The sequence below is a fragment of the Gluconobacter sp. Dm-73 genome (genome assembly GCF_018256215.1).
Taxonomy (GTDB): Bacteria; Pseudomonadota; Alphaproteobacteria; order Acetobacterales; family Acetobacteraceae; genus Gluconobacter; species Gluconobacter cadivus.
Genome location: NZ_JAERLW010000003.1, coordinates 267,889 through 290,415 on the forward strand (window position 1 = coordinate 267,889; position 22,527 = coordinate 290,415).

Sequence of the window (22,527 nt, forward strand, 5' to 3'; positions counted from 1 at the left end):
CCCGGATCAGTGCAGAAGATGCGTGGCGTGGGAAGAGTGATGGAACACGGCATACCCCGTCACCGCCACTTCCACGAAGACCAGTTCCAGAACGAGCAGGATCTTTTTGCGGGTTGAAAGCGCCCTGAAGCGGGTCTTGATCTTCGCATCGTCTCCGGTCGCAGCCCATGCGATGGCGGCGAACCAGCCTGCAAATGTAAAAGCAAACGCCAGATTGACCACAAACGCCTCACGCCAGTGAACTTTGCGGGTACAAAGCGCAATGATCGTTGGGAGAAAAGTCAGCGCCAGCAAAGCCAGCGCTCCACCGACGAATTTCATGACAGTAATCAGGTGCACGACAACACAGTCCCGGACGGGTGAAAGTCCGAGAGTATTTCGGATTCGATATAAAAACAAACATAAAAAAAGGCGGGAAGGTCTGACCCTTCCCGCCTTTTCTGGTTTTAGCGTGCCTCTTACTGGGCGTCGTCGGAGCTGTCGTCATCCGAACCGGTCGGGGAGACGGCCACGAAAAGCTGCTGCCCGTCACGCAGGATGCGCAGGAGCGGCGGCTGCTTGCGGCCCAGAGCATCATGCACCTGCGCGACGACGGCCTTGGGCGACGGCGTAACGTGATTGCCAACCGCCACGACAATATCGCCCGGACGGATGCCGGCCTGATCGGCGGGCGAGCCCTGCACGACATCGGCCACGACCGCGCCCTGCACACTGTCGTCCAGACCCAGTTCCTGACGCGCACGCGGCGTCAGAGAGGCCAGCGACACGCCCAGCTTGCCCGCACCGGACTGCGCGCTGTCGGTCGCATCACCCGAAGCATGATCCTGCGCGGACAGGTTGCCGACCGTGAAGTTCACCGTCATCGGCTTGCTGTCACGGAGCAACCCCAGCGTCGCCTGCGTGCCCGGCGCAATGGACACAACCTTCACCGCCAGATCATGACCGTTCTTGATAGGCTTTCCGTTCAGCGTGGTCACGACGTCACCGCTCTTGATGCCAGCCTTCTCGGCCGGGCTGCCCTTGGAGACGGACGCCACCAGCGTTCCGTGCGGCGGCGCGCCCGGCTCGGGGGACTGGAGGTTCAGCGCCTGCGCCATCGTGGGCGAGATGTCCTGCCCTTCAATGCCGAGATAGCCGCGCGTGACATGGCCGGTCTTTTCAAGCTGGCTCACAACGGATCTGACGGTGTCGGACGGGATGGCGAACCCGATGCCGATCGAACCACCACCATTGGGCGAAATGATCATGGAATTGATGCCCACGACCTTGCCGTCCTGCGTAAACAGCGGGCCGCCGGAGTTGCCATGATTGATCGGCGCATCGACCTGAATGAAGTCGTTATAGGCGCCCGAATGCAGGTCACGACCCAGCGCCGAGACGATACCCGCCGTCACCGTACCGCCCAGACCATACGGATTACCCACGGCAATGACCCATTCACCCGGCTGGACCTCGTCGGAATCCCCCAGCTCGATGAACGGCAGCTTGCCGGTCGGCTTAACACGCAGAAGGGCCACGTCCGTCTTCGGGTCACGCCCGATGATCTTGGCCGGAAGCGTCGTGCCGTCATCAAGCGTGACCGTCACTTTGGTCGCACCGTTCACGACGTGGTTGTTCGTCACGACATAGCCGTCAGACGAGATGATGAACCCCGAACCGCGAGCTTCGACCGTCCGGTTAGGCTGCTGCTGTTGCGGCATCATCTGGAACGGGAAGGGAAACGGGAACGGCGAACCCTGTCCCATACCACCGCCACCGCCCGGACCATTTTCCTCTTCTTCCGCCACATCCGCCTTGATGTGGGACGTAATGGACACGACCGCCGGCTTCACCTGCTTGACGAGCGTGACGAAATTGGGGAGCGCCTGAACGCCCGTCTGGGGCTTGATGGCGCCGCTGGGTGCTGTGGCAGCGGGCGTTGTGTCCGCGAAAGCAAAAGGGGCCGCGACCAGCATGGTGGTGGCAGCGAGAGCGGACAGGGACATGCGAAAGCGTGTGGTCATATCAATCCCGACTTGTTGCGAAACATCGTGGCTTATAGCGCTGAACTATGAACCCCGTTCCCGTTCCACAAGCTGACCGCCGGGTGAAACATCCGTAAGTTCGTGACGGACTGTGAATTTCGCCCTCCACAACGTCATTCTGCGATGGGTTTACGGAGTTTGCGGAAGAAATCTTTCAGCAGCGCCGACGCCTCGCGCTCGCACACCCCGCCGATCACTTCAGGGCGGTGCAGACAGGAAGGGCGCTCGAAAATCCTTGGCCCATGCTCCACGCCGCCGCCTTTGGGATCATAGGCCCCGAACACCACACGCCCGATGCGGAAATGCACGATCGCCGCCGCACACATCGGACACGGTTCCAGCGTCACGACCAGAGTGCAGTCCGTCAGACGCGGACTTTGCAGACGCGCAGCCGCCTCGCGCATCGCCAGAAGCTCGGCATGGGCAGACGCATCATGCGCGCCCTCGACGTGATTGCGCGCCACTGCCAGAACACGCCCGTCCGGGGCCAGCACGACCGCACCGACCGGCACCTCGCCACACGAGGCCGCCTCCCGCGCGGCTTGGAGCGCCGTCTGCATCGCCGGACCAATATCCGTGTGAATCCTTGTCTGACCCTGACTCATGATGCGATGATGCGGCGCATGACCCCTCCCCGTCCATCCCCTTCGCAGCGCGCGCCGCTGATCGGCCTGACGCTGGATCATGAACCCGGCGGGCCCGGGCAGTTCTCCCGCTATCCCTTCCATGCGCTGCGGGAGAATTACCTGAGCGCCGTGAGCGATGCGGGGGGGATGCCGGTTTGTCTGGGTTACGGCTGCGACGCCGAAGCCCTGATGGCGCGGCTGGACGGGCTGATCGTCACAGGCGGCGCATTCGACGTCGATCCGGCGCTTTATGGCGAGACGCCTCATCCGCTGACCAGCCCGCGCCCGGCCCGCACCACCGCCGAACTGGCGCTCATGCGGGCGGCGCTGGCACAGGGCAAGCCGGTTCTGGGCATTTGCGGCGGAATGCAGCTTCTGGCCGTACACGCCGGAGGCACGCTGATCCAGCATCTTCCTGAAGAGCTGCAACACGAACAGCCCAACCCGCGCCACGAACCCGGCCATGCGATAGACATCGTTCCCGGCACGAAACTCGCGCAGATCTTGGAGGCAGAGCGCATGAGCGTGAACTCCTCACATCATCAGGCCGTGCGCGACCCCGGACGGGCTAAAATCTGCGCTTATGCGCCGGATGGAACGATCGAAGCGATCGAGCTTGATGGCCCCGGTTTTGCCATTGGCGTACAGTGGCACCCCGAATTCTCCCTCGACCCCGGCGACCGTCGCCTGTATGCGGCGCTTGTGGAGACTGCACGATGACTGACGACAATACCGAAAATACCGCCCCCGAGATGCCCGAAATCTCTGACCTGCACGAGGACACTGCACCCGAAACGGACGCAGCAGCCCCGAGAGGCGAGCGCATCGCCAAGGCACTGGCCCGCGCTGGCGTGGCGAGCCGCCGCGATATCGAGCGCATGATCGAGGACGGGCGCATCAAGCTGGGCGGGCAGATCGTCACGCATCCGGCGACGTTCGTGCAGCCGGGCGACATCATGCTGGTGGACGGCAAGCCCGTGGACTCCCCCGAGCGCACGCGTTTGTGGCGGTATCATAAGCCCGACGGCCTGATGACGACCCACAAGGACCCCGAAGGCCGCAAAACCGTATTCGACACGCTGCCCGAGGGGCTGCCGCGCGTCATCAGCGTCGGGCGTCTGGATATCAATTCCGAAGGTCTGCTGCTGCTGACCAATGACGGTGAACTGGCCCGCCGCCTCGAACTGCCGGGCAATGCCTGGGTCCGCCGCTACCGCGTGCGCGTGTTCGGCGTCGTGGACGAGAAGCGTCTGGCCTCGCTGATTGATGGTTTCGAGTATGACGGCGTGCGTTACGGCTCCATCGAAGCCGCGCTGGACTCGAAAAAAGGCGACAATGCCTGGCTCACGGTCAGTCTGCGCGAAGGCAAGAACCGTGAGATCCGCCGCGTCATGGAAGGCCTGAACCTGCATGTCAGCCGCCTGATCCGCCTGTCCTACGGCCCGTTCCAGCTTGGCTCGCTGAAAGCACGCGAGTTGGAGGAAGTTCCCGGCAAGACTCTGCGCGAACAGTTGCCGGACCTCCCCGCCCCGAAGCGTCATCGGACGCGCTGATCCATGCGGATCGTTGGAGGAGACAACAAGGGCCGCGCCCTGACCGCGCCGTCCGGAACCAGTACGCGCCCCACGTCAGACCGTACGCGGCAGGCGATTTTCGACATGCTCGCCCATGCGCCCTGGTACGGGCAGGAGGAGCTGGAAAAGGCTTCCGTTCTGGACTGCTACGCCGGAACCGGCGCGCTGGGGCTCGAAGCGTTGTCGCGCGGGGCGGAAAAAGCCGCGTTCATCGAACGCGACCGCAGCGCGCTGGCAGCATTGCGGATCAATCTGGACATCTGCAAAGCCCGGGACCGCTCGCGCGTGCTGAGTTGCAGCGTCACGCATCCGCCCAAGGCCACGGAGCCCTACACGCTGGTTTTCCTTGACCCGCCCTATGGCAAGGGACTTGTCGAATCGGGTCTGCGGGCGCTGGCGCGGAACGGCTGGCTGGCGCAGGGCGCGCTGATCGTGGCCGAAACGGGCGCCACGGAAGAATTTACGCCCATCATGCCACCTTCTGAACACTTTATGCCCACACTCACGCCAGAAATCCTCTGTGAGCGTCGTTTTGGGGCGGCAAAGGTGACGATCTGGAAGCATTCCTCCACTTTTCCTTAATTTTCCCTCTGTATTCAGTACCCTGTCGGCTATAGTTCAGAGTGAATTTTACAAGCCGCAATCCAGAAAACCGACGGGGTGACGAGACTTGGCCGCGTTCAGCCGATCGACCAGTACAGTGCGCAACATCGTCCGCGACGCGCATGACCGGCACATGACACCGAAACTGCGAAGCGCTCTGCGCGCCCGCTGCATGGAGCTTCTCGGGCTGGTCCTGCTGATCTTCGCCGTGGCGGTCGGGATCGCGCTGTGGAGCTTCAATCCGCACGATCCGTCCTTCAACACCTCGACGGGAACGCAACCGACGAACCTTCTGGGCCGTACGGGCGCGACCATTTCGGATGGGCTGATCCAGTGGCTCGGCCTCGGCAGCGGCATGCCGATTGTCATTCTGCTGGCCTGGGCGTGGCGCATGGTCCGCCATCACGGCATGAGCCTGCCGATCCTGCGGATCGTGGCCGCCCTTGCCCTGCTGCCCGCCGCCGCCACCTTCATCGGCACGCTCCAGCTTCTCATTCCAGGCCTTCAAGTCGATTGGCCGACCGCCAGCGGTCTGGGCGGCGAAATGGGCGTTTCTTTTGCCCATCGCCTGCTGGATGCCGCCCATGCCGAAGCCGGGGCCGCCGGAAACGCGATTGCCGTTCTTCTCGTCCTGCTGTTGATGGGTCTGCTTCTGCCGCTGGCGATGGGTCTTGAAGCCCGCGAATGGCGCGCTCTGGGCAAGACGGCCGTGGTGCTGGGTCGCCAGCCCTTCTCGCTGGCGAAGCGCATGAACGGCCCGCAGACATCCGATCATCGGCCCGCGCCCGATCCGCGTCTGTATGAATTCCAGCCCAGCCCAGCCGGTGGCGCTCCAGCAGCGGATGCAGCCCCCCTGTCCTTCCTGCGCCGCAGCTTCGGCAAGAGCGATCCGCGTTCCCGCCCCGAGCCATTCGTGCCGCAGAATACCGGCTGGATGCAGCCCCCCATGGACACGCAGGACGATCCCTACAGCCAGCCCGCCGCCGAGACGCGCCCGGTCAGCCGGACGGAAGCCGCGGCCGCCCGCGCTCGCCAGACTGCGACGCCGGAAGAGGAAGACGCGCCCTCCAACCCCTATGCCGAACGTCTGGCCCAGATCGCCCGCCAGCGCGACACGCCACTGCCGCCCGTGCGTCGTCAGATTGACGACGAAATGGATGAAGACCTGCCACAAAGCAGCATCGACACACCGCCCGAACCCGAGCCGCAAAAGCGTGGCCTGTTCGGAATGCGTCGCCCGGAACGTCCGCCCGAACCTGTTGCCCCACGTCCCGCCGCGCCGCGCAATGCCGTGACGACGGGCTGGGAACTGCCCCCGCTCGCCCTGCTGAACCCGCCGCCGCCGCACGCCGTAACGGGGCCTTCGCAGGAGACGTTGCAGTCCAATGCCCGCCTGCTGGAGAGCGTTCTGGCGGATTACGGCGTACAGGGCACGATCGGCGATATCCATGCCGGTCCGGTCGTCACGCTGTACGAACTCGAACCCGCACCGGGCATCCGTTCGTCCCGCGTGATCGGACTTGCTGACGACGTGGCGCGCTCGCTTTCGGTTCTGAGCGTGCGTATCGCGACCGTGCCCGGACGCAACGTCATCGGCATTGAGGTTCCCAACGCCAAGCGCGAGACGGTCTATTTCTCCGAACTGCTCCGCACGCCGGAATGGATGAACGGAAACGGCCGTCTTCAGATCGCGCTCGGCAAGGACATCGCCGGCGTTCCGGTCTATACCGACCTTGCGAAAATGCCGCATCTGCTCGTCGCGGGTACGACAGGTTCGGGTAAGTCGGTCGGTGTGAATGCCATGATCCTGTCGCTGCTCTACCGGCTCAGCCCGGAAGAGTGCCGCCTGATCATGATCGACCCCAAGATCCTCGAACTGTCGATCTATGACGGGATTCCGCATCTCCTGACCCCGGTCGTGACGGAACCGACCAAGGCCGTCAGCGCGCTCAAATGGACCGTGCAGGAAATGGACCGCCGCTACCGCCTGATGGCGCAGCTTCAGGTCCGTAACATCAACGGCTACAACGAGCGCGTGAACCAGCTCCGCTCTTCGGGCGAGATGGTCACCAAGCGTGTCCAGACCGGCTTTGACCCCGAAACGGGCCGCCCGGTGTTTGACGAGCAGCAAGTCGCAACGGAAAACCTGCCTTATATCGTCGTCGTCATCGACGAAATGGCCGATCTGATGATGGTCGCGGGCAAGGAAATCGAGACGGCGGTGCAACGTCTGGCCCAGAAAGCCCGTGCCGCCGGCATCCACGTCATCATGGCAACGCAGCGCCCGTCCGTTGACGTCATCACCGGCACCATCAAGGCGAACTTCCCGACCCGGATTTCCTTTCAGGTTATCAGCAAGTTCGACAGCCGCACGATCCTTCAGGAACAGGGCGCGGAGCAGCTTCTGGGTCAGGGTGACATGCTCTTCATGCAGGGTGGCGGACGCATCACGCGTGTCCACGGCCCGTTCGTGGCGGATGAGGAAGTCGAGGCCGTCGTGGCGGATCTGCGCTCCAAGGGCGATCCGATCTACAACGACGACGTGGTGTCCGGGCAGGACGACGACAGCGCGGGCGGCCTGACGGCGGGGTCCGGCTCGGGCGGTGACGGAGAAGGCACCCTGTTCGATCAGGCCGTGGACATCGTGATGCGCGAAGGCCGCGCCTCCACGAGTTTCATCCAGCGCCACCTCTCCATCGGATATAACCGCGCGGCCAAGCTGATCGACCAGATGGAAAAGGAAGGCATCATCGGTGCGGCGAACCATGTGGGCAAACGCGAGATCCTTGTCCGCCGCAAGGAAGAACATGAAGACTGACCGCAAGGAGCGGATCCGACGGGCCAAGGCCTCGCGCAATGCCCACAAGCCGCGCCGCCTGCCAACGCAGGCGGACTCCCCCGCCACGGAAAGCCCGCGCACGCCGTTTTATCCGGGAATGGACATTCCCGTCCTGCTGGAAACCCCCCGTTTCCTGATTCTAGACAAGCCAGCGGGACTGGCGGTGCATCCCGGTCCGTCCACGCAGGATTCCGTCGAAACGCGCCTGCTGCCGCATCCGCGCGGAGGGCCTTGGCTGGCACACCGGCTGGATACGGATACGTCTGGCTGCCTGCTGGTTGCGCGACGCAAGACGGCCCTGATCGAGGCGCAGGCGGCGTTTCAGAACCGGCAGGTCCGCAAGCTCTACTGGGCGGTTGTGGTGGGGACTCTGCAGCAGGACAGCGGCGAGATCGACGCACCGCTTCTGCGGCAGTCCGGCCCCTCCGGCTGGCGCATGGTTGTGGATGCGAAAGGCGATGAGGCCCGGACGCGCTGGCGCGTGCTGGGGCGCGGCAAGGGTCTGTGCTGGGTGGAACTGGAACTGCTCACGGGACGGACTCATCAGGCCCGCATCCATTGCGCGGAACTGGGAACGCCGATCCTTGGCGATACGGTTTACGGTGCTTCGGGAGGATCATCTTTGCCGGGGCTGCATCTGCTCGCCCGCAGTCTGGAACTAAATCTGCCGTCAGACACACTCGCCGCAGAAGCCTCCCCACCGGACTTCATGGCGGAGACGCTGCAACGGATGGGCTGCGAGGGCGCGACTCAGTCCTGAACGAGTTTCAGCGTGCCGACCACGCTGTGGATGATGATGTGATCGCGGCCATCGCCGACCTTCCCGGTGGCCGTGATCGTCCGGACCTCTGCTGACCCACCGGATTCTTTTTCCCAGTTCCCGATCTGCACCGTCAGGCCGAGAGACTGCTGAAGAGGCAGCGTCTTGTCCGAGCGGCGCTGTTTCAGGTGGATGTCGAAGGTTCCGCCAAAACCATGAGGCAGGTGGATCGTCATATCACCGCTGACCGTGCCGATATCAATCGTGCGCATCTGCGGCGCGGCATCAAGCGTAAGGTTTGTATCCCCGCTGACACTGCGGATCATGACATTGTGGGTCGCATGATCAATCGTGCTGTCACCATTCATGGTGCGGATCGAGACTGCACCGTCGGAATGATCGAGCGTGATATCGCCGCTGGCACTGCGGATTTCCACAGCGGCTACCGCATGATCCACATCCAGCGTGCCATTGACCGTATGGACCTCGAGCGGCCCTCTGGACTGCTTGATATGAATGTCGCCGCTGACGGTCCGGACAGACAGCGGACCGTCTGACGTCCCGATACTGACATCTCCGTTGATGCTGGAGAGTTTTCCACCCTCGGGCAGGGTGGACAGGGACATATCGTCCGAAATCGAGGACTGGCTTAGGGGCGCAGCACAGACCGGAAAGGCCAGGGCTGTGCCGAGGGCGAGGACAGGAAGGGAAAGCACGAAACGGTTCATGATATGGGCCTTTCGGGCTTCAGCGACCTGCGACGGAACGATTGAGCAGAGCGGCATGGACGCCGCGAGCAATGGCCCAGGCCGTGAGAATGCCCCAGGCCAGTGTCAGCCCCCAGGGCACCACCATGAACACCAGCCCAAGCCCGCCCGTAATAGCGCCCAGACCCGCGACCATGAGATGGATCGTCCCGATAACGGTCAGGGCGAGCGCACCGTACCAGAACATCCGCACCTGCCAGTCGAGCTGCGTACGCGTCAGACCCGTGGCGGAACGGCGGCTTTTATGCGCGATCATCACGCCGATCAGGGCTGTCACGCCCGTGAAAAATCCGGCGACGTACAGTGCGTAGATCAGCAGGACCAGATCGCGACCGCTCCGGGCATCATCTCCGCGACCGTAGCGGCTGGCGGGTTCGTAAGGGGCGTAGGATGCGTACATGAGGGAAACATTCCTCTGAGAAAAACTCGACAGCAACCTTAATGCACAAACCGTGCCAGATACGGATTTTCGGCATTCCGACGCATCGAGTCCATCGGGAACTCTGAAGGAATGGCGTATCGCGCCAGTTCCCGACGAGCCTATTCCGCCAATGCCCGGAAACGTTCAGGAAGTGGGCCATCTCCTGCGAGAATGCTACGCACGCCCACGATCAGAGCCACCAGCAGGACGATGTTCCAGACTGCGAAAATACCGATTGGCAGCAGGAAAAGAAGCTGGCCGGGGCCGGAACTTCCGGGCGGTTCCGTCAAGAAACACGCCAGAAACAGAGCGGCGGAACCGACGATGAAGGCAACATCATACCAGAACAGGCGCACCAGCCAGTTCAGATGCATCCGCTCTATCCCAACGCTCGGTCGGCGCAGGAGATAGGCGACGATGACACCCGCCAGAAGGCTGATTCCCGTGAAGAAACGGGCGATATACAGCGCGTAAACAATCAACACGCCGCTTCTGCCGATGACCGGGCTGGAGTTTCGGGAGGTTCTGGAAAATTCGCTCAAGCGCGTCTCCTCAAGGAAGGTTCACATAAAAACGCCCGACCAGAGAGGCCGGGCGCAAGATCACGCGATGGTGATATCCCGGAGGATGTCAGCGGCCCAGTTTGCGGAGTTTCACACCCGACATGAGCCGTTTTTCGATGACGGCGAGGGACATCCCCCGCGTCTCGGGGACGAACAGGATCGTCAGCAGCAGGAACAGTGCGTTCAGCCCGGCGAAGAGCCAGAATGTGCCTGCCGTGCCGAGGGTCTGCATGAGGGTCAGGAAGCTCACACCGACCAGAAGATTGGTCATCCAGTTGGTGAAGGTTGAGATGGCAATGCCGAAATCACGCCCGCCCAGCGGCTGGATTTCGGAGCACAGCACCCACATCAGCGGCCCCGCCGACATGGCAAATCCGGCGCAGAAGATCATTAGCAGGAACACCGCCGCAATCTGGGAGGACTGCGTGGTCATGCCGGTCTGAAGCAGAATGGCCAGAATACCCATGCCGAACGCCATGACCGTAAAGCCCGCATACAGGATCGGCTTGCGGCCCCACCGGTCGACCAGTCCCAGCGCTACGAAGGTCGCCAGCATGTTCACCAGACCGATGATGGCCGTGCACCACATCTGCGACTGTGCATCGAAATGCGCCGCCGCGAGAATGTTGGGCGCGTAATACATGACGATGTTGATGCCCGCGAGCTGCTGCATCATCTGAAGCATCACGCCCAGCGCCACGGAGCGGCGGAAATTGGGATTGGTGCGGAAGAGCTTGAAACCCTCCTGTTTCGTCTCAAGCTGCTCGCGGATGGCGCGGATTTCCTTGGCAGCCGTCAGCGGGTCATCGCGCAGATCCAGCAGGATCTGCCGCGCTTCCTTGTGGCGCCCCTGCGCCATCAGCCAGCGCGGACTGTAGGGCAGGAACAGCACGCCGATCAGGAACAGAACGGCCGGAATGCCCGCCACGCCGAACATCCAGCGCCAGTTGCCGCTATAGGAAAAATACGTGTCGGACAGGAACGCGATGAAAATGCCGACCGTCACCATGAGCTGATAGGTCGAAACCATCGCCCCGCGCGCATCCTCGCTGGCGATTTCCGACAGGTACAGCGGGGCCGTGAAGGCGGAAATGCCGACCGCGACACCCATGACAACCCGAAAGGAAATCATGGACGCGACCGACCAGCTCATGGCGCAACCAAGCGTGCCAATAACGAAGATCGCACCACCCACGATCAGGGAATGTTTGCGCCCCAGCGTCTTGGACATCCAGCCCGCACTCAGAGCACCCGCCGCTGCCCCCGCCATCATGGAACTGACGACCCATTCCAGCGCAATGGTGGAGGCGTGGTATTCCTTGCCGAACAGGTCCAGCGCTCCTGCCACTACCCCAATATCAAGCCCGGACATGAGACCCGCCAGCGCCGCGATCACGCCAATGGCGATAATCTTGAAGCGCGTTGCGTCGAAAATGGATGTGCCGCTGTCATCCTGCGGCGAAATGGTCCCTGTCATTCCGGGCTGATCGTTCATAGGCCAGTGCGTTCCTCTTGCTCAGTCATAAAATGACACCAATCTTTCATGCGGATGTCATATCCGTAACCTATAACACAAAACCGTTTACAGCGTGAGCGCACTGCGGAGTTCGCCGACGGTGAACCCGTTCCAGTTCCGCATGGTCTGCGTGGCGGTTGCGTCCAGAATGTCGCGGTCTGCGGCGTCCCGACACAGCGTTTCGCCGCCGAAGCGACGCAGCAGGGCGGACATTGCGACTTCCGCAGCGCGATTGGCGCCATCATCAGTCTTGATGGCCAGACCCAACCCCAGTTCCGGCAAAGACGCGATCATCACGCCTTCCGCGCCCATCTTCACAAAGGCCCGCGCGCCGAACCGGTCCATGATTTTCGTGTCATAGCGCCCCGTCCCGGCGACCATGAACGGATTGGCCGCCACGGCCTCACGAAGACGTGTGGCCGCACGGAAACGCCCTTCGGACAATCCGGTTCCCGCGCCAAATCTTGCAAAACCTTTCGCAAGTGCTTTCAGGGGGACGGCATAGGTCGGCATGGAACAGCCGTCCATGCCGCGGTTTGCGTCGTCATGCGGCGTGTCCATCATGGCGGCCAGCACATCCGTCACGCGGCGCTGGATCTCGTGGGACGGGTCGATATAGCCGGTCGGATCAACGCCCTGATCGCAGGACAGGCACACCATGCCCGCATGTTTGCCCGAACAGTTGTTGTGCAGCGGACAGGCCTCTTGATGCGCGGCCGCCAGCGCGCGGCCAGCCGGTTCATAGGTCGGCCAGTGCGTTCCACATTCCAGAGACCCGACATCGCGGCCGACCGTTCCCAGCATCGTGGCCGCCATGTCAGCATGGGCTTTCTCGCCACCATGCGAGGCACAGGCGAGTGCCAGCGCATCGTTGCTCAGGCCAAGACGGTCCGCCGCGCCACTTTCCACCAGTTCGATCGCCAGCAGGGATTTGACGGTCGAACGCGGAAATACCGCAGCCTCCACATCCCCGCAGGACCAGACCACGCCACCATCGGCATCCACGACGACCGCCCGGCCCAGATGATGGGATTCAACACGTCCGCCGCGCGTGACCTCGGCCAGAAGGCCCGACTGTGCTGCCATATGATACTCTCCCTGCCTTTCATGATGTTTCCGGACCGAGCACATAGCACGGACGGCCGTCCTGACGATCTGCCGCTAACCAAGGCTGGATCAGACGCCGCCGGACACGCACGATACCCAGATCTTCCGTCACCGGAGCATCCGCAAGATCCTGCGCCAGATGCGCGGCCGTGCGGAACATGAGGCCGTCCGTCAGGAGGAGGCCGTTTTCCACAATCATCCGCGCGCTGACGATATCTGTCAGATGATACACAAACGCTTCCCCGGACGGAGGGCGGAACCCGACAGGATTCAAGAAACAGGCCTCAACCTCATCCGCATCCAGATGCGTCAACGGTGGTGTCCAGCCCAGAAGATCCGGTTGATCAGTCGGGGCCACAGAAACGCGGGGCAGCGGATTTTTCGGGCGCGGACGACGGGACTGGGGCAGCGTTTCAAACAGCAGCGCCGACGACGGGGAACGACGGCGGCCCATGCGTTTCAGCCTGCCGTGGTTTTCGGTCGGCGGACCGGCAGGGCACCGGCTTTCTGGCAGGCCACGCACAGGCCTTCGATTTCGACGGTCGCGGACTCGGCCTTAAAGCCCATGCTTTGCGCGGCACGGGTCAGAACCGGCGCGATGGCCTCCTGCTCCAGTTCCCACGCCCGGTCACAGCCTCGGCAGATCAGAAACTGTGCCCGGTGCATTCCGCCTTCGTCATGGTGGTTGCAGCCATGCGGACACTCCACGGCATGCGAACAGCCCACGAAGGCGCTCAACCGCTCCAGGCGGTGGATCAGGCTGTTTTCCAGCAGAAAATCCAGCGCCCGGTACACGGTGGGCGGGGCGGCTTTCGGGTGGGCCGGGCGCAGTCTGGCCAGAAGATCATAAGCCCCGGACGGCTTCTCGCTGGACAGGATCAGCCCCAGCACCTGCCGACGCGTTTCGGTCAGGCGCTGCCCGTTGCGCTGGCACCACTCGGCCGTGAGGTCGAGGCGCTGTGTGACTTCGGGCGAAAAAACGAGCGTATCAGCAGTGGCAGAAGAATCCGGCATGGACGTCAATATGGCATCCCCGCTCCGCTTTGCCGAGAGACCCACCCGCAAACAGTGTCAGGTTGCGAACTGCCGGACCAGATCCTGGATCACGTCCGGATCGCTTTCCAGCATGACCTGTCGGCGGAGCTGGTCGCAGTCTTCGAGCGTCAGGGTGCGGATCAGGCGTTTCACACGCGGCAGGGAGGCGGAATTCATGGAAAAGGACCGCAGACCCAGTCCGATCAGCAGCGCCACCACGCGCGGATCAGACGCCATTTCTCCACAGACCGAAATCGGACGGCGCGCCTTCAGGGCCGAATCCGCCGCCGCCTCGATCAGCCGCAGCACACCCGGATGAAGCGGACTGTAGCGGTCCGCCACCATGGAATCCGAACGGTCCACGGCGAGCGTGTACATCGTCAGGTCATTGGTGCCGAGCGCCATAAAATCAGCGTGCCGGGCCAGCGTATCCACCGTCAGAGCGGCGGCAGGGGTTTCGATCATGACCCCCAGCGGTGGCAGCGGCTCGGGCAGCGTATGGCCCTTGCGTTTGAGACGTCGGGCCACCCGGTCATAAATCTCCCGCGCCGCCACGATTTCGTCTGCGGACGTCACCATGGGCAGCAAAATCCGCACCGGACCGATGGCTGCGCCTTCTTCAGACTCGGCGGCCCGCAGGATCGCGGCAAACTGCGTTTCCAGCACGTCCGACACCCGCAGGAGCAGACGCACGCCTCTCAGCCCCAGCGCGGGATTTCCACCATCCGCGACCTGTTCGGCCAGACCCAGCCGGCGCATACAGGCCCGACCCTTTTCGCCGCCCCAGTCCAGCACGCGGATCGTGACGGGACGGCCGTCCATGGCCTGCACGATGGCGCGATAGGCGTCTGTCTGACCGTCTTCGTCCGGCAGGTCTTCGCGCTCACCGAACAGAAATTCACTACGCAGAAGACCTATGCCCTTGGCGCCATTACGCAGCAGCATCGGCATTTCCGCGGGCAGTTCCAGATTGGCCGAAAGTTCGATGTCCTCGCCGCTCTGAAGCTGGGCAGGCAGGCGTTTGAGCCGCCCGAACGCCCGCTTTTCCCTGACTTCACGTTGTGCGGATTCTGCCGCCAGACGCAGTTCGGTCTCGTTGGGCGACAGCGTGACGGTCCCGAGATGCCCGTCCACGACCAGCATCTCGCCTTCCTGAACCTGCGCCATGAGGTTTGGCACGGCGAGGATGGCGGGAATATCGAGCGCGCGCAGCAGGATCGCGGTATGGTCCGCGCCGCCCCCGCCCTGCGTGACGACCGCCGCAATCCGCGCAGGATCGATCATGGCAACATCGGCCGGACGCAACTGCTCCGCCACCAGAACCGAGCCGGGAGGCAGGCTGGAAAAGGCACGATAGGAGATGCCGGTCAGGTTCCGCATCAGGCGACGCCCGACTTCTTCGAACTCGCCCGCAAGACGCAGATTGGCGTCGGCGTCCTGCGCGCTGTTTTCCCGTGCAACGGCATCGGCCATGCGCGAAACCTGCGCCGCCAGCTCCTGCGTGACGTCCGAGACGGCTGCCTCCGCACAAAGCCCCTCCCCCGCGATCCGCTCCCTCACCTGACGCACAAGTCGCGACGGGCCGAGCATCCGTTCATAGACCGTCAGGAGGGAGGCGATTTCCGCCCGCCCCTCTTCCGGCAGACCGACCAGCCGATCGCGCATCTTCTCGATCTGGTGGAACGCCCGGGCGATGGCTTCGTCCAGACGGACGTTCTCTGCCTCCGGCCCGATGGCGCTGTAGCGTTCGGTGATGTCGGGCAGCGGGAGGGCTTCAACCCGTCCGGCAGGGCCGAGTGCCATACCGGGCGTGATGGCCTTGCCCTGAAGAAACGTACTGGAGGACGCGCTGCGGCGGGGCTGTCGGGAAGAGCGGCGGCGGGGCGGCGTTTCAGTCACGCTCGCCAAATCCGTCCGCGATCAGAGCCTCCAAAGCGTCGAGCGCCTCGACCGCCTGAGGCCCATGAGCCCGGAGCGTCACGCTCTGCCCCTCCCCGGCTCCCAGCATCATCAGTCCCATGATCGACAGGGCGGAGACGACATTGGAGCCGTGAGCAATCGTGGCTTCGGCGTCGAAGCGCTCGGCAGTCGTCACGATCTTGGCGGCGGGGCGGGCATGAAGGCCCAGATGATTGACAATGCTGACAGTACGCGGCGGAACGGACAGGGTCGTATCACTCATTCAGCGAACTCGATTCAATGAACCGGCAGCGTACAGGCACGCGGCCCTCCATGGAGGCAGGGGGCGGGAAGCTGTGACGCCACGGCGATATACTTCCGCCCCGCCATTGTGGCCTTTTCCACGCAACCCGCAAGGTCCAGATCGCGACGTGTTTTCGCCAGCTTGACCAGCATCGGCACATTCACGCCCGACACGACCTCAACATGCCCCGGCTCGCGCAGGGACAGCGCCAGATTAGAAGGCGAACTTCCAAAAATATCCGTCAGCACCAGAACGCCATCGCCAGTATCGAGACGCTGGAGCAGGCGCTCGGCCGCAGGACGCAGCACGGCAGGATCGTCGTCATCCGCAACACCGACCACGCCTACCTGAGTCTGCGGGCCCACGACATGAACCAGCGTTTCCAACAGGACATCGCCAAGACGTCCGTGCGTAATCAGCATGAGTCCGATCATACTGTTCTGTCCTGTAAAGAAAGATCCTGTGGCGGGTCCTGTGGAGGGACGGCCCAGCGCCGGGGGGCCACCCCTTTGCGGGCGAGTTCGCGGTGCAGAACCATCATCGGCCCGACCGGCATGGCTTTGGGAAGAATACGGGCCAGTTCTTCCACGATCGTCACCGAGCGATGGCGTCCGCCGCTGCATCCGATAGCGATAGTGGCATATTTCTTGCCTTCCGCGACAAAACGGGGAAGCACCAGTTCCAGAAGGCTCTGGATATGGCCGAAAAAGGCGGGATAGGCCGGGTCCGACTTCACGTACTGCACAACTGCCTCATCCAGACCGGTCATGGGCTGGAGGAACGGATCATAATGCGGATTACGCAGGAAACGCGCATCGAAAACCATGTCGGCTTCGCGCGGCAGACCTGACGGATAGGCAAAGGACATCAGCGCAACCGTCAGCCCGTCCCCGCCCGAGCTGCCAAAGCGCGTTTCAATCAGCTGGCGCAGCTCCGGCGAGGGCAGGTCGGACGTGTCGATCACCAGATCCGCATTGGCGCGCAGCGGGGCCAGAAGAGCGGTTTCCTGCTCGATTCCGGGAAGAATGGTGCCACTTGTCACCAACGGATGGCGGCGGCGCGTGGCGGTGAAGCGACGCAGAAGGATTTCAGGTTCGGCAGTGGCGTAGAGGAGTTGCACCACGCAGTCAGGCAGAAGGCGAAGGCGCTCTAGTTCTTCAAGAACGCGGGAGGCTTCGAACCCGCGACTGCGGACGTCGATTCCGATGGCCAGATTCTGTCCGGCCCGTGACGCGAGCGCTTGGATCAGGTTCAGAGGTGGGTTGTCCACGACCTCATGACCCAGATCTTCCAGAACCCGCAATATGGATGATTTTCCCGCCCCGGACAGACCCGTTACAATCAGGATCCGACGGGACCCGTGACCATAGCCGGATAAGGAGCCAGACTCGGGATGGTTCGCCGATGCCATGCCACACTCTAGCCTTTTTTCTTTTGGTACGGAACTATTTCAAACCTTCACGTTTTTTTAGCGTTTCTCCGGCCCCGGCGACCCATTCGTAAGAGCCGCAACAGGCCTTGAGAGCCGCCCTGATCCGGGCCACCGTTCCCGGAAAACCGGGCTCCAGACACAACATCACCGCACCCGTCCACGGGTCCCGGCACGATTCGGGCAGACGGGGTTGTCCCTGCCCCAGACAGACCCGCAAATGGACCGTCGCTTTCGCAACAAAAGGTATCCGCAGGATTCCCACACCCCGGACTTCAATCAGCCCCGCAAGTCGCGCGGGGGCCGAAGCCACCGCGCCCTCCAGAAGCACACGGTCATCCGCCACGAGGTCAAAACCCGCATCCATCAGCCGCAAAGCCAGTTCCGATTTCCCCGAGCCCGATGGCCCCGAAATCAGGACAGCCGCCCCGTTCCACGCCACACAACTTGCATGGACCGAACCTTCAGGCAGGGATGTCGGGACAGACATGACGGATTGCGACCTCCTCAGGAGCAGACTAAGACCTTGGGCCGGACAGGGGCATGACGGCCCCCTGACATGGATCAGGACTCAGAACCACCATGGGCACATCCTTCCCCTCCCCGACCGTCACCGTACATGGAGACGAGGTTACCTGCACGGATTTCAGCGGTTTCAGCCCGGATGGGGATCGCCCCGGACGGCTGACGGATGAATGTCAGGCAGCACTGTCGGCCATTTCTCTGGCGCTGGCCGATCATGGCCTCACGCTGAACCATACCCGGCATGTCGCGGCCATGATCCGCGAAGGGCAGACGTTCAACCAGTGCCAGACAGCCCTGAACGAGGCTCTGGGCGCAGCAAAACCCGCCCTGACCTTGCGGATCGTGCAGCGTTTCCCCCTTCCCGAACAGCGCATCGCCCTCAGCCTGACCGCCACACCCCACGGATAGTGAAAAAATACGCCATTTTATGGCGGATTTTATGATTTTTCCGAAATAATCCATTTTCAGCCTGCTGAAGATCGAATTTTTCTGACTGAAAATAAAAACTGGCACGCTTCCTGCATTGAAGATTTCCAGACGCAATCAGCGTCGGAACCGACTTCAGGAATGTCGTGCCATGATCCGTTTTTCCACTCTGCTGCTCTGCGCTCTCTCCACCGCCAGCCTCGCCCTGCCGCTTCAGGCCGCCCATGCCGCTCCCACCGGAATCGGCACGACCAGCACGGAAATCGACCTCTCGTCGCTGGATCTCAGGACTACGCGCGACTGGACCATCGCCAACCAGAAAATTACCCAAGCGTCCCACGCCGTTTGCCAGAAGCTCATTCAGGACAACTGGCTGGTGGACAGTGATGGCGCCGACTGCGAGCAGGACGCGTTCTCCCGCGCCCATGAGGATCTTTACGTCCTGCGGGACCAACAGCGCGCGCGCCACCAGACCGGTCATGTGCTCCTCGCCCTTTCCTCCGGGAAGTGACGGCCATGTCCCGACCCGCTTTTGCGGCCCTGATTCTGGCGCTGCCTGTCGCGGCAGCCCTTGTTCCGGGCGCGATTGCGGGTCTGTCCCCGGAGACCGCCATTACGGTGCAGGGAACAGGCCGGATGGCAGCGTCAGGACGCGCGGGGGAGCCGCACCACGAAACAGGCACCCCGGATCGCGCCGGACGCATCCATCCGGTTCTCGGCAAACAGGTTGCCGCGCAGGGCATGAATGATCTGTCGGCTGATCGCGAGCCCGAGGCCGGAATGCTGGCCGAAGTTCTCGGTTTGGGGGCGTTCTGAATAGAAGCGGTCGAAAATGCTTTCCAGCTTTCCGGGAGGAATGCCGGGGCCCTGATCGGTGATGGTGATTTCCACCACGCTGCCCGTTCCCGGCCCGCTACCCGCGATGTCGCGTGCGCTGGCATGGAGCGCGATGATGCCTTTCGGCGGCGAGAACGAGACTGCATTTCCAATCAGGTTCCGCAGCACCTGAACCAGACGATCCTCCACGGCCAGCGCCTTGAGCGGCGGGTCCTGATCGCGGACATCCAGACGCAGCACGGGATCGTTTTCCCGACGGGTGGTCTGATGCATTTCCGCAAGAATGGCGAGGAGGGCAACGACCGAAACGGGTTCGGGACGCACGCGGGAGAGTTCGGCATCAATCCGGCTGGCATCGGAAATATCGGTAATCAGGCGATCCAGCCGTTTGACGTCGCTGTTGATGATCCCCATCAGCCGTTCGCGCCGCTCGGCAATCTGGATGCGCGGCAGCGTCTCGATGGCGGAGCGGATGGACGAGAGCGGGTTCTTGATTTCATGACTGACATCGGCGGCGAAGCGTTCGATATCGTCCATCCGCGCCCAGAGCGCGAGCGCACTGCCCCGAAGCGAACGGGCCAGAACGCCGATCTCGTCCCGGCGGACCAGTAGCCGTTCAGGCACCAGATCCTTGCGCCCATCCGCCTCGCGCATGTCGTTGGACGCCCGCGCCAGCGTCAGGAGCGGACGGGCAATTGTGAGCGACAGGTACCAGGACAGCAGCACCGTCACGACAAGCGCCGCCAGAACCAGCGACAGGATTGAGGACCGGACGGCAAACAGCGTCCGATCCACTTCCGGCGCATGGCGGGTCAGCTGGATTTCCCCGACCGTCACACCATCGCGCACGACCGGCTCCACCACCGTCACGACAAGCTGATGGTCCTTGGTGCGTCGGATGAAGGGGGGCAGTTCAGCCTGCGACTGGAGCGGCCGGGCATCATGCGGACCGTCCATGGCGGTATCGTTGGTATCGAGCGTGACTTCCTCGCTGGAGGTCAGCGGCAGGAGCGACAGCAGCCAGTCATAGAAACTTTCCAGAATATTGTTGCGCGGCGGCTGCCACGGCGTACCGTCGGCAGGATCGGGGGGCGCATGATCCTGCTTGCGGCGCGAGGCCGTGCGGCTGTCCACCACCAGCTTGCCGTCCGGATCGAACAGCAGGGCGTGAGCATTCGGACTCGGCTCGGTCAGGCTGGCCAGAAGCGGACGGGCCTGCGCGACGTCCAGTTCAAGATTACCACCGGGCGCGGGATGGCCCGACCCATGCGCGTTCACCCGGACGGCGGACTGCCCGAGCGCGCCAGCATAGATATGGGCCTGTTCGCGCAGGGCGTTGACGTCGGTTTCCAGCAGCCCGTTCTGGAACTGGTCCAGAAACAGCAGGGTAACGGCCAGCAGTGCGAGCGGCAGGGCGTTGAGCAGCAGAATCCGCACCAGAAGCGGCGACGCCAGACGCCGCCGCGACAGCGAGATTTCCGTAGCCCGGCGCGGACGCAGGCGCTTCAGGATCTTTGCGCCGATCCTTCGCAGGGACTCGCCCAGCCCCGCTCGCAGAGCAGCCCGGGCCGATTCGGCACGCCGCCGGTCCCGGCCCTGTTCCAGCCGGTCGGCATCGAGAATATGGCCTGTCGGAAAAGCCCCCGAATCATCATCCACGCGCGCTTACTCGTCCCGGTAGCGGTAGCCGATGCCGTACAGCGTCTCGATCTGGTTGAACTCGTCGTCCACCTGCCGGAACTTCTTGCGGACGCGCTTGATATGGCTGTCGATCGTGCGGTCATCGACATAGATGTTGTCGCCATAGGCAGCATCAATGAGCTGATCGCGCGACTTCACCATCCCCGGACGCAGGGCCAGAGCCTTGACCAGCAGGAACTCCGTGACCGTAAGCGCAATATCCTGCCCGTCCCACAGGCACTGATGGCGCGTCTCGTCCAGCGAGAGCTTGCCCCGCACGATGGCGGAGCCGACGGCTGCCACCCCCGTGGCCTCGGCCCGACTGGCATCCTGACGGCGCAGCAAAGCGCGGATGCGCTCGATCAGCAGACGCTGGGAGAAGGGCTTGGTGATGTAATCATCGGCCCCCAGACGCAGGCCCATGAGCTGGTCCAGCTCCTCGTCCTTGGACGTCAGGAAAATGACCGGCAGGTTCGAGCGCGAGCGCAGGCGCTGGAGCAGTTCCATGCCGTCCATGCGCGGCATTTTCACATCCAGAACGGCGAGGCTGACCGGGCGCGACGTGATGCCCTGCAACGCGCTTTCACCGTCGGTATAGGTGTGGACGGTAAATCCTTCGGCTTCGAGCGTCATCTGGACCGACGCGAGAATGTTCCGGTCATCGTCCACCAGCGCGATAATCGGCGCGGCGGAAGCTCCGGGCGGCGTCTGCGAGGCAGGCGCGGGCGGCGCGTAGGGGGTTCGGGGCGTCTCCATAAGGGGTCCGTCTGCTGAGAACTGTTGCGGCTTTTTACCTATAACCCATGATCCATGATGGCGGAAAATAGGCTTTTCAATGACATGATGCGTCGTTATGCGACGGCGCAACCCTTGTCTTTAGGACAATCAGCGTTATCTCCTGAAGAAGAACGGGGCCGCATGATGGCCCGTCCCACCAAAGAAGGTCGTGACATGACAGACCACAACGCCTCGCCGGAAACGGCCCATGACGTGCCTGAACAGGGCGTCGAGACCTCCGGACACGAGACACCGGGCATGAACGAAACCGGCGGTGAAACGCTGGAAGAGACGACTCCCGAAGCCCGCATCGAGGCGCTTGAAGCCGAGGTTGCGGAACTCAAGGACCGCTGGGTTCGGTCCGAAGCCGAAAGCCAGAACATCCGCGCCCGCGCCAAGCGTGACATTGAGGATGCCCGCCAGTACGCCATCCAGAAATTCGCCCGCGATGTGGTGGAAGCCGCTGACAATCTTGAGCGCGGTCTGGCCTCCCTACCCGCCAAGACGGAAGGCGAAGACGTCCTCATCACGAAGCTGCGTGAGGGAATCGAAGGCACGCAGCGCTCGTTCCTCGGCATTCTCGAACGCAACGGCATCACCTGCGAAGACCCGACCGGCAAGCCGTTCGACGCCAACCTGCATCAGGCGATGGCGGAACAGCCATCCGACCAGCACCCGTCTGGCCATGTCATGCAGGCCTGGACGCCGGCATGGCTGCTCAAGGGGCGCCTGCTGAAGCCGGCCATGGTCGTGGTCGCCAAGGGCGAACCGGCTGCGGCACCGCAGGGCGTCGACACCACGGCCTAATCGGCCAC

Annotated in this window: 25 protein-coding genes; 8 read left to right on the forward strand and 17 right to left on the reverse strand. The window is 63.0% G+C overall.

The genetic code is table 11. The features are described from left to right. Positions 1–6 precede the first annotated feature (6 nt). From JK176_RS04605 to JK176_RS04615, 3 genes are all read right to left on the reverse strand, one after another. Positions 7–339, reverse strand: coding sequence for a superinfection immunity protein (locus tag JK176_RS04605; protein ID WP_194267001.1), 333 nt, complete (start codon positions 337–339; stop codon positions 7–9). Positions 340–458: 119 nt separating this feature from the next. Further along, positions 459–2,003, reverse strand: a complete 1,545-nt coding sequence (locus JK176_RS04610; RefSeq protein ID WP_211586629.1) for a Do family serine endopeptidase — start codon at positions 2,001–2,003, stop codon at positions 459–461. Between the two features lie 134 nt (positions 2,004–2,137). After that, positions 2,138–2,584 carry a nucleoside deaminase gene (locus tag JK176_RS04615; protein WP_249194193.1) on the reverse strand — a complete coding sequence of 149 codons (447 nt, stop codon included), beginning with the start codon at positions 2,582–2,584 and terminating at the stop codon, positions 2,138–2,140. Positions 2,585–2,635: 51 nt separating this feature from the next. Here JK176_RS04615 and JK176_RS04620 point away from each other — a divergent pair, with 51 nt between their 5' ends. From JK176_RS04620 to JK176_RS04640, 5 genes are all read left to right on the forward strand, one after another. Beyond that, complete coding sequence (locus JK176_RS04620; protein ID WP_211586633.1) at positions 2,636–3,370, forward strand: gamma-glutamyl-gamma-aminobutyrate hydrolase family protein; 735 nt, start codon at positions 2,636–2,638, stop codon at positions 3,368–3,370. Between the two features lie 32 nt (positions 3,371–3,402). Then, complete coding sequence (locus tag JK176_RS04625; RefSeq protein WP_211586846.1) at positions 3,403–4,203, forward strand: pseudouridine synthase; 801 nt, start codon at positions 3,403–3,405, stop codon at positions 4,201–4,203. 3 nt (positions 4,204–4,206) lie between these two features. Beyond that, complete coding sequence (gene rsmD / locus JK176_RS04630) at positions 4,207–4,806, forward strand: 16S rRNA (guanine(966)-N(2))-methyltransferase RsmD (RefSeq protein WP_211563953.1); 600 nt, start codon at positions 4,207–4,209, stop codon at positions 4,804–4,806. A gap of 154 nt (positions 4,807–4,960) precedes the next feature. Further along, positions 4,961–7,645 carry a DNA translocase FtsK gene (locus tag JK176_RS04635; RefSeq protein ID WP_249194194.1) on the forward strand — a complete coding sequence of 895 codons (2,685 nt, stop codon included), beginning with the start codon at positions 4,961–4,963 and terminating at the stop codon, positions 7,643–7,645. Further along, positions 7,635–8,426, forward strand: coding sequence for an RluA family pseudouridine synthase (locus tag JK176_RS04640; RefSeq protein WP_211586635.1), 792 nt, complete (start codon positions 7,635–7,637; stop codon positions 8,424–8,426). The genes JK176_RS04635 and JK176_RS04640 overlap by 11 nt, the downstream gene beginning before the upstream one ends. Here the strand turns inward: JK176_RS04640 and JK176_RS04645 are convergent. From JK176_RS04645 to JK176_RS04700, 12 genes are all read right to left on the reverse strand, one after another. Beyond that, positions 8,417–9,211 (reverse strand): DUF4097 family beta strand repeat-containing protein, encoded by a 795-nt coding sequence (locus JK176_RS04645; RefSeq protein WP_211586638.1) that lies wholly within the window; start codon positions 9,209–9,211, stop codon positions 8,417–8,419. The genes JK176_RS04640 and JK176_RS04645 overlap by 10 nt on opposite strands. Beyond that, on the reverse strand, positions 9,174–9,593 hold the full coding sequence (locus JK176_RS04650; RefSeq protein ID WP_228125299.1) for a hypothetical protein: 420 nt from the start codon (positions 9,591–9,593) through the stop codon (positions 9,174–9,176). Before JK176_RS04650 ends, JK176_RS04645 begins: the two co-directional genes overlap by 38 nt. 140 nt (positions 9,594–9,733) lie before the next feature. Further along, positions 9,734–10,156 (reverse strand): hypothetical protein, encoded by a 423-nt coding sequence (locus JK176_RS04655; protein WP_211586640.1) that lies wholly within the window; start codon positions 10,154–10,156, stop codon positions 9,734–9,736. Positions 10,157–10,244: 88 nt separating this feature from the next. After that, the gene (locus JK176_RS04660; protein WP_228125298.1) at positions 10,245–11,672 is read right to left on the reverse strand and encodes a sugar porter family MFS transporter; all 1,428 of its coding nucleotides are present in this window, start codon (positions 11,670–11,672) and stop codon (positions 10,245–10,247) included. Positions 11,673–11,759: 87 nt separating this feature from the next. Beyond that, positions 11,760–12,779 (reverse strand): asparaginase, encoded by a 1,020-nt coding sequence (locus JK176_RS04665; protein WP_211586643.1) that lies wholly within the window; start codon positions 12,777–12,779, stop codon positions 11,760–11,762. A 19-nt stretch (positions 12,780–12,798) separates the two neighbouring features. Beyond that, positions 12,799–13,254, reverse strand: coding sequence for a hypothetical protein (locus JK176_RS04670; protein ID WP_211586645.1), 456 nt, complete (start codon positions 13,252–13,254; stop codon positions 12,799–12,801). A 5-nt stretch (positions 13,255–13,259) separates the two neighbouring features. Then, positions 13,260–13,814, reverse strand: a complete 555-nt coding sequence (locus tag JK176_RS04675; protein ID WP_211566232.1) for a Fur family transcriptional regulator — start codon at positions 13,812–13,814, stop codon at positions 13,260–13,262. Between the two features lie 57 nt (positions 13,815–13,871). Next, on the reverse strand, positions 13,872–15,734 hold the full coding sequence (gene ptsP / locus JK176_RS04680; protein WP_211586646.1) for a phosphoenolpyruvate--protein phosphotransferase: 1,863 nt from the start codon (positions 15,732–15,734) through the stop codon (positions 13,872–13,874). Continuing rightward, positions 15,727–16,017 carry an HPr family phosphocarrier protein gene (locus JK176_RS04685; protein WP_099285745.1) on the reverse strand — a complete coding sequence of 97 codons (291 nt, stop codon included), beginning with the start codon at positions 16,015–16,017 and terminating at the stop codon, positions 15,727–15,729. The genes ptsP and JK176_RS04685 overlap by 8 nt, the downstream gene beginning before the upstream one ends. 14 nt (positions 16,018–16,031) lie before the next feature. Further along, entirely contained in the window at positions 16,032–16,472 is a 441-nt protein-coding gene (locus JK176_RS04690) for a PTS sugar transporter subunit IIA (protein ID WP_099285746.1), read from the reverse strand. Beyond that, the gene (rapZ, locus tag JK176_RS04695; protein WP_211586648.1) at positions 16,469–17,449 is read right to left on the reverse strand and encodes an RNase adapter RapZ; all 981 of its coding nucleotides are present in this window, start codon (positions 17,447–17,449) and stop codon (positions 16,469–16,471) included. The genes JK176_RS04690 and rapZ overlap by 4 nt, the downstream gene beginning before the upstream one ends. A gap of 34 nt (positions 17,450–17,483) precedes the next feature. After that, complete coding sequence (locus tag JK176_RS04700) at positions 17,484–17,957, reverse strand: HPr kinase/phosphorylase (RefSeq protein WP_211586650.1); 474 nt, start codon at positions 17,955–17,957, stop codon at positions 17,484–17,486. A gap of 92 nt (positions 17,958–18,049) precedes the next feature. Here JK176_RS04700 and JK176_RS04705 point away from each other — a divergent pair, with 92 nt between their 5' ends. Together JK176_RS04705 and JK176_RS04710 are read left to right on the forward strand one after the other, a co-directional pair. Further along, on the forward strand, positions 18,050–18,400 hold the full coding sequence (locus tag JK176_RS04705; RefSeq protein WP_194261175.1) for an endoribonuclease L-PSP: 351 nt from the start codon (positions 18,050–18,052) through the stop codon (positions 18,398–18,400). Positions 18,401–18,569: 169 nt separating this feature from the next. Then, positions 18,570–18,929: a UrcA family protein gene (locus tag JK176_RS04710; RefSeq protein WP_211586652.1), complete on the forward strand. Its 360-nt coding sequence runs from the start codon at positions 18,570–18,572 to the stop codon at positions 18,927–18,929. Positions 18,930–19,063: 134 nt separating this feature from the next. On the opposite strand, the gene JK176_RS04715 is transcribed toward JK176_RS04710, so the two are convergent. Further along, complete coding sequence (locus JK176_RS04715) at positions 19,064–20,914, reverse strand: stimulus-sensing domain-containing protein (protein ID WP_211586655.1); 1,851 nt, start codon at positions 20,912–20,914, stop codon at positions 19,064–19,066. Between the two features lie 6 nt (positions 20,915–20,920). After that, positions 20,921–21,691: a response regulator transcription factor gene (locus JK176_RS04720; protein WP_062031216.1), complete on the reverse strand. Its 771-nt coding sequence runs from the start codon at positions 21,689–21,691 to the stop codon at positions 20,921–20,923. A gap of 162 nt (positions 21,692–21,853) precedes the next feature. Between JK176_RS04720 and JK176_RS04725 the strand changes: the two genes are divergently transcribed. Next, positions 21,854–22,519 carry a nucleotide exchange factor GrpE gene (locus JK176_RS04725; protein ID WP_194261172.1) on the forward strand — a complete coding sequence of 222 codons (666 nt, stop codon included), beginning with the start codon at positions 21,854–21,856 and terminating at the stop codon, positions 22,517–22,519. Positions 22,520–22,527 lie beyond the last annotated feature (8 nt).

Excerpts from the sequence above, each read along its gene's own strand:
- JK176_RS04610 (WP_211586629.1), bottom strand. The coding sequence starts at position 2,003 with ATGACCACACGCTTTCGCATGTCCCTGTCCGCTCTCGCTGCCACCACC.
- JK176_RS04615 (WP_249194193.1), bottom strand. The coding sequence starts at position 2,584 with ATGCAGACGGCGCTCCAAGCCGCGCGGGAGGCGGCCTCGTGTGGCGAG.
- JK176_RS04620 (WP_211586633.1), top strand. The coding sequence starts at position 2,636 with ATGATGCGGCGCATGACCCCTCCCCGTCCATCCCCTTCGCAGCGCGCG.
- JK176_RS04625 (WP_211586846.1), top strand. The coding sequence starts at position 3,403 with ATGCCCGAAATCTCTGACCTGCACGAGGACACTGCACCCGAAACGGAC.
- rsmD (WP_211563953.1), top strand. The coding sequence starts at position 4,207 with ATGCGGATCGTTGGAGGAGACAACAAGGGCCGCGCCCTGACCGCGCCG.
- JK176_RS04635 (WP_249194194.1), top strand. The coding sequence starts at position 4,961 with ATGACACCGAAACTGCGAAGCGCTCTGCGCGCCCGCTGCATGGAGCTT.
- JK176_RS04640 (WP_211586635.1), top strand. The coding sequence starts at position 7,635 with ATGAAGACTGACCGCAAGGAGCGGATCCGACGGGCCAAGGCCTCGCGC.
- JK176_RS04645 (WP_211586638.1), bottom strand. The coding sequence starts at position 9,211 with ATGCCGCTCTGCTCAATCGTTCCGTCGCAGGTCGCTGAAGCCCGAAAG.
- JK176_RS04650 (WP_228125299.1), bottom strand. The coding sequence starts at position 9,593 with ATGTACGCATCCTACGCCCCTTACGAACCCGCCAGCCGCTACGGTCGC.
- JK176_RS04660 (WP_228125298.1), bottom strand. The coding sequence starts at position 11,672 with ATGAACGATCAGCCCGGAATGACAGGGACCATTTCGCCGCAGGATGAC.
- JK176_RS04665 (WP_211586643.1), bottom strand. The coding sequence starts at position 12,779 with ATGGCAGCACAGTCGGGCCTTCTGGCCGAGGTCACGCGCGGCGGACGT.
- JK176_RS04670 (WP_211586645.1), bottom strand. The coding sequence starts at position 13,254 with ATGGGCCGCCGTCGTTCCCCGTCGTCGGCGCTGCTGTTTGAAACGCTG.
- JK176_RS04675 (WP_211566232.1), bottom strand. The coding sequence starts at position 13,814 with ATGCCGGATTCTTCTGCCACTGCTGATACGCTCGTTTTTTCGCCCGAA.
- JK176_RS04685 (WP_099285745.1), bottom strand. The coding sequence starts at position 16,017 with ATGAGTGATACGACCCTGTCCGTTCCGCCGCGTACTGTCAGCATTGTC.
- JK176_RS04690 (WP_099285746.1), bottom strand. The coding sequence starts at position 16,472 with ATGATCGGACTCATGCTGATTACGCACGGACGTCTTGGCGATGTCCTG.
- rapZ (WP_211586648.1), bottom strand. The coding sequence starts at position 17,449 with ATGGCATCGGCGAACCATCCCGAGTCTGGCTCCTTATCCGGCTATGGT.
- JK176_RS04700 (WP_211586650.1), bottom strand. The coding sequence starts at position 17,957 with ATGTCTGTCCCGACATCCCTGCCTGAAGGTTCGGTCCATGCAAGTTGT.
- JK176_RS04705 (WP_194261175.1), top strand. The coding sequence starts at position 18,050 with ATGGGCACATCCTTCCCCTCCCCGACCGTCACCGTACATGGAGACGAG.
- JK176_RS04710 (WP_211586652.1), top strand. The coding sequence starts at position 18,570 with ATGATCCGTTTTTCCACTCTGCTGCTCTGCGCTCTCTCCACCGCCAGC.
- JK176_RS04720 (WP_062031216.1), bottom strand. The coding sequence starts at position 21,691 with ATGGAGACGCCCCGAACCCCCTACGCGCCGCCCGCGCCTGCCTCGCAG.
- JK176_RS04725 (WP_194261172.1), top strand. The coding sequence starts at position 21,854 with ATGATGGCCCGTCCCACCAAAGAAGGTCGTGACATGACAGACCACAAC.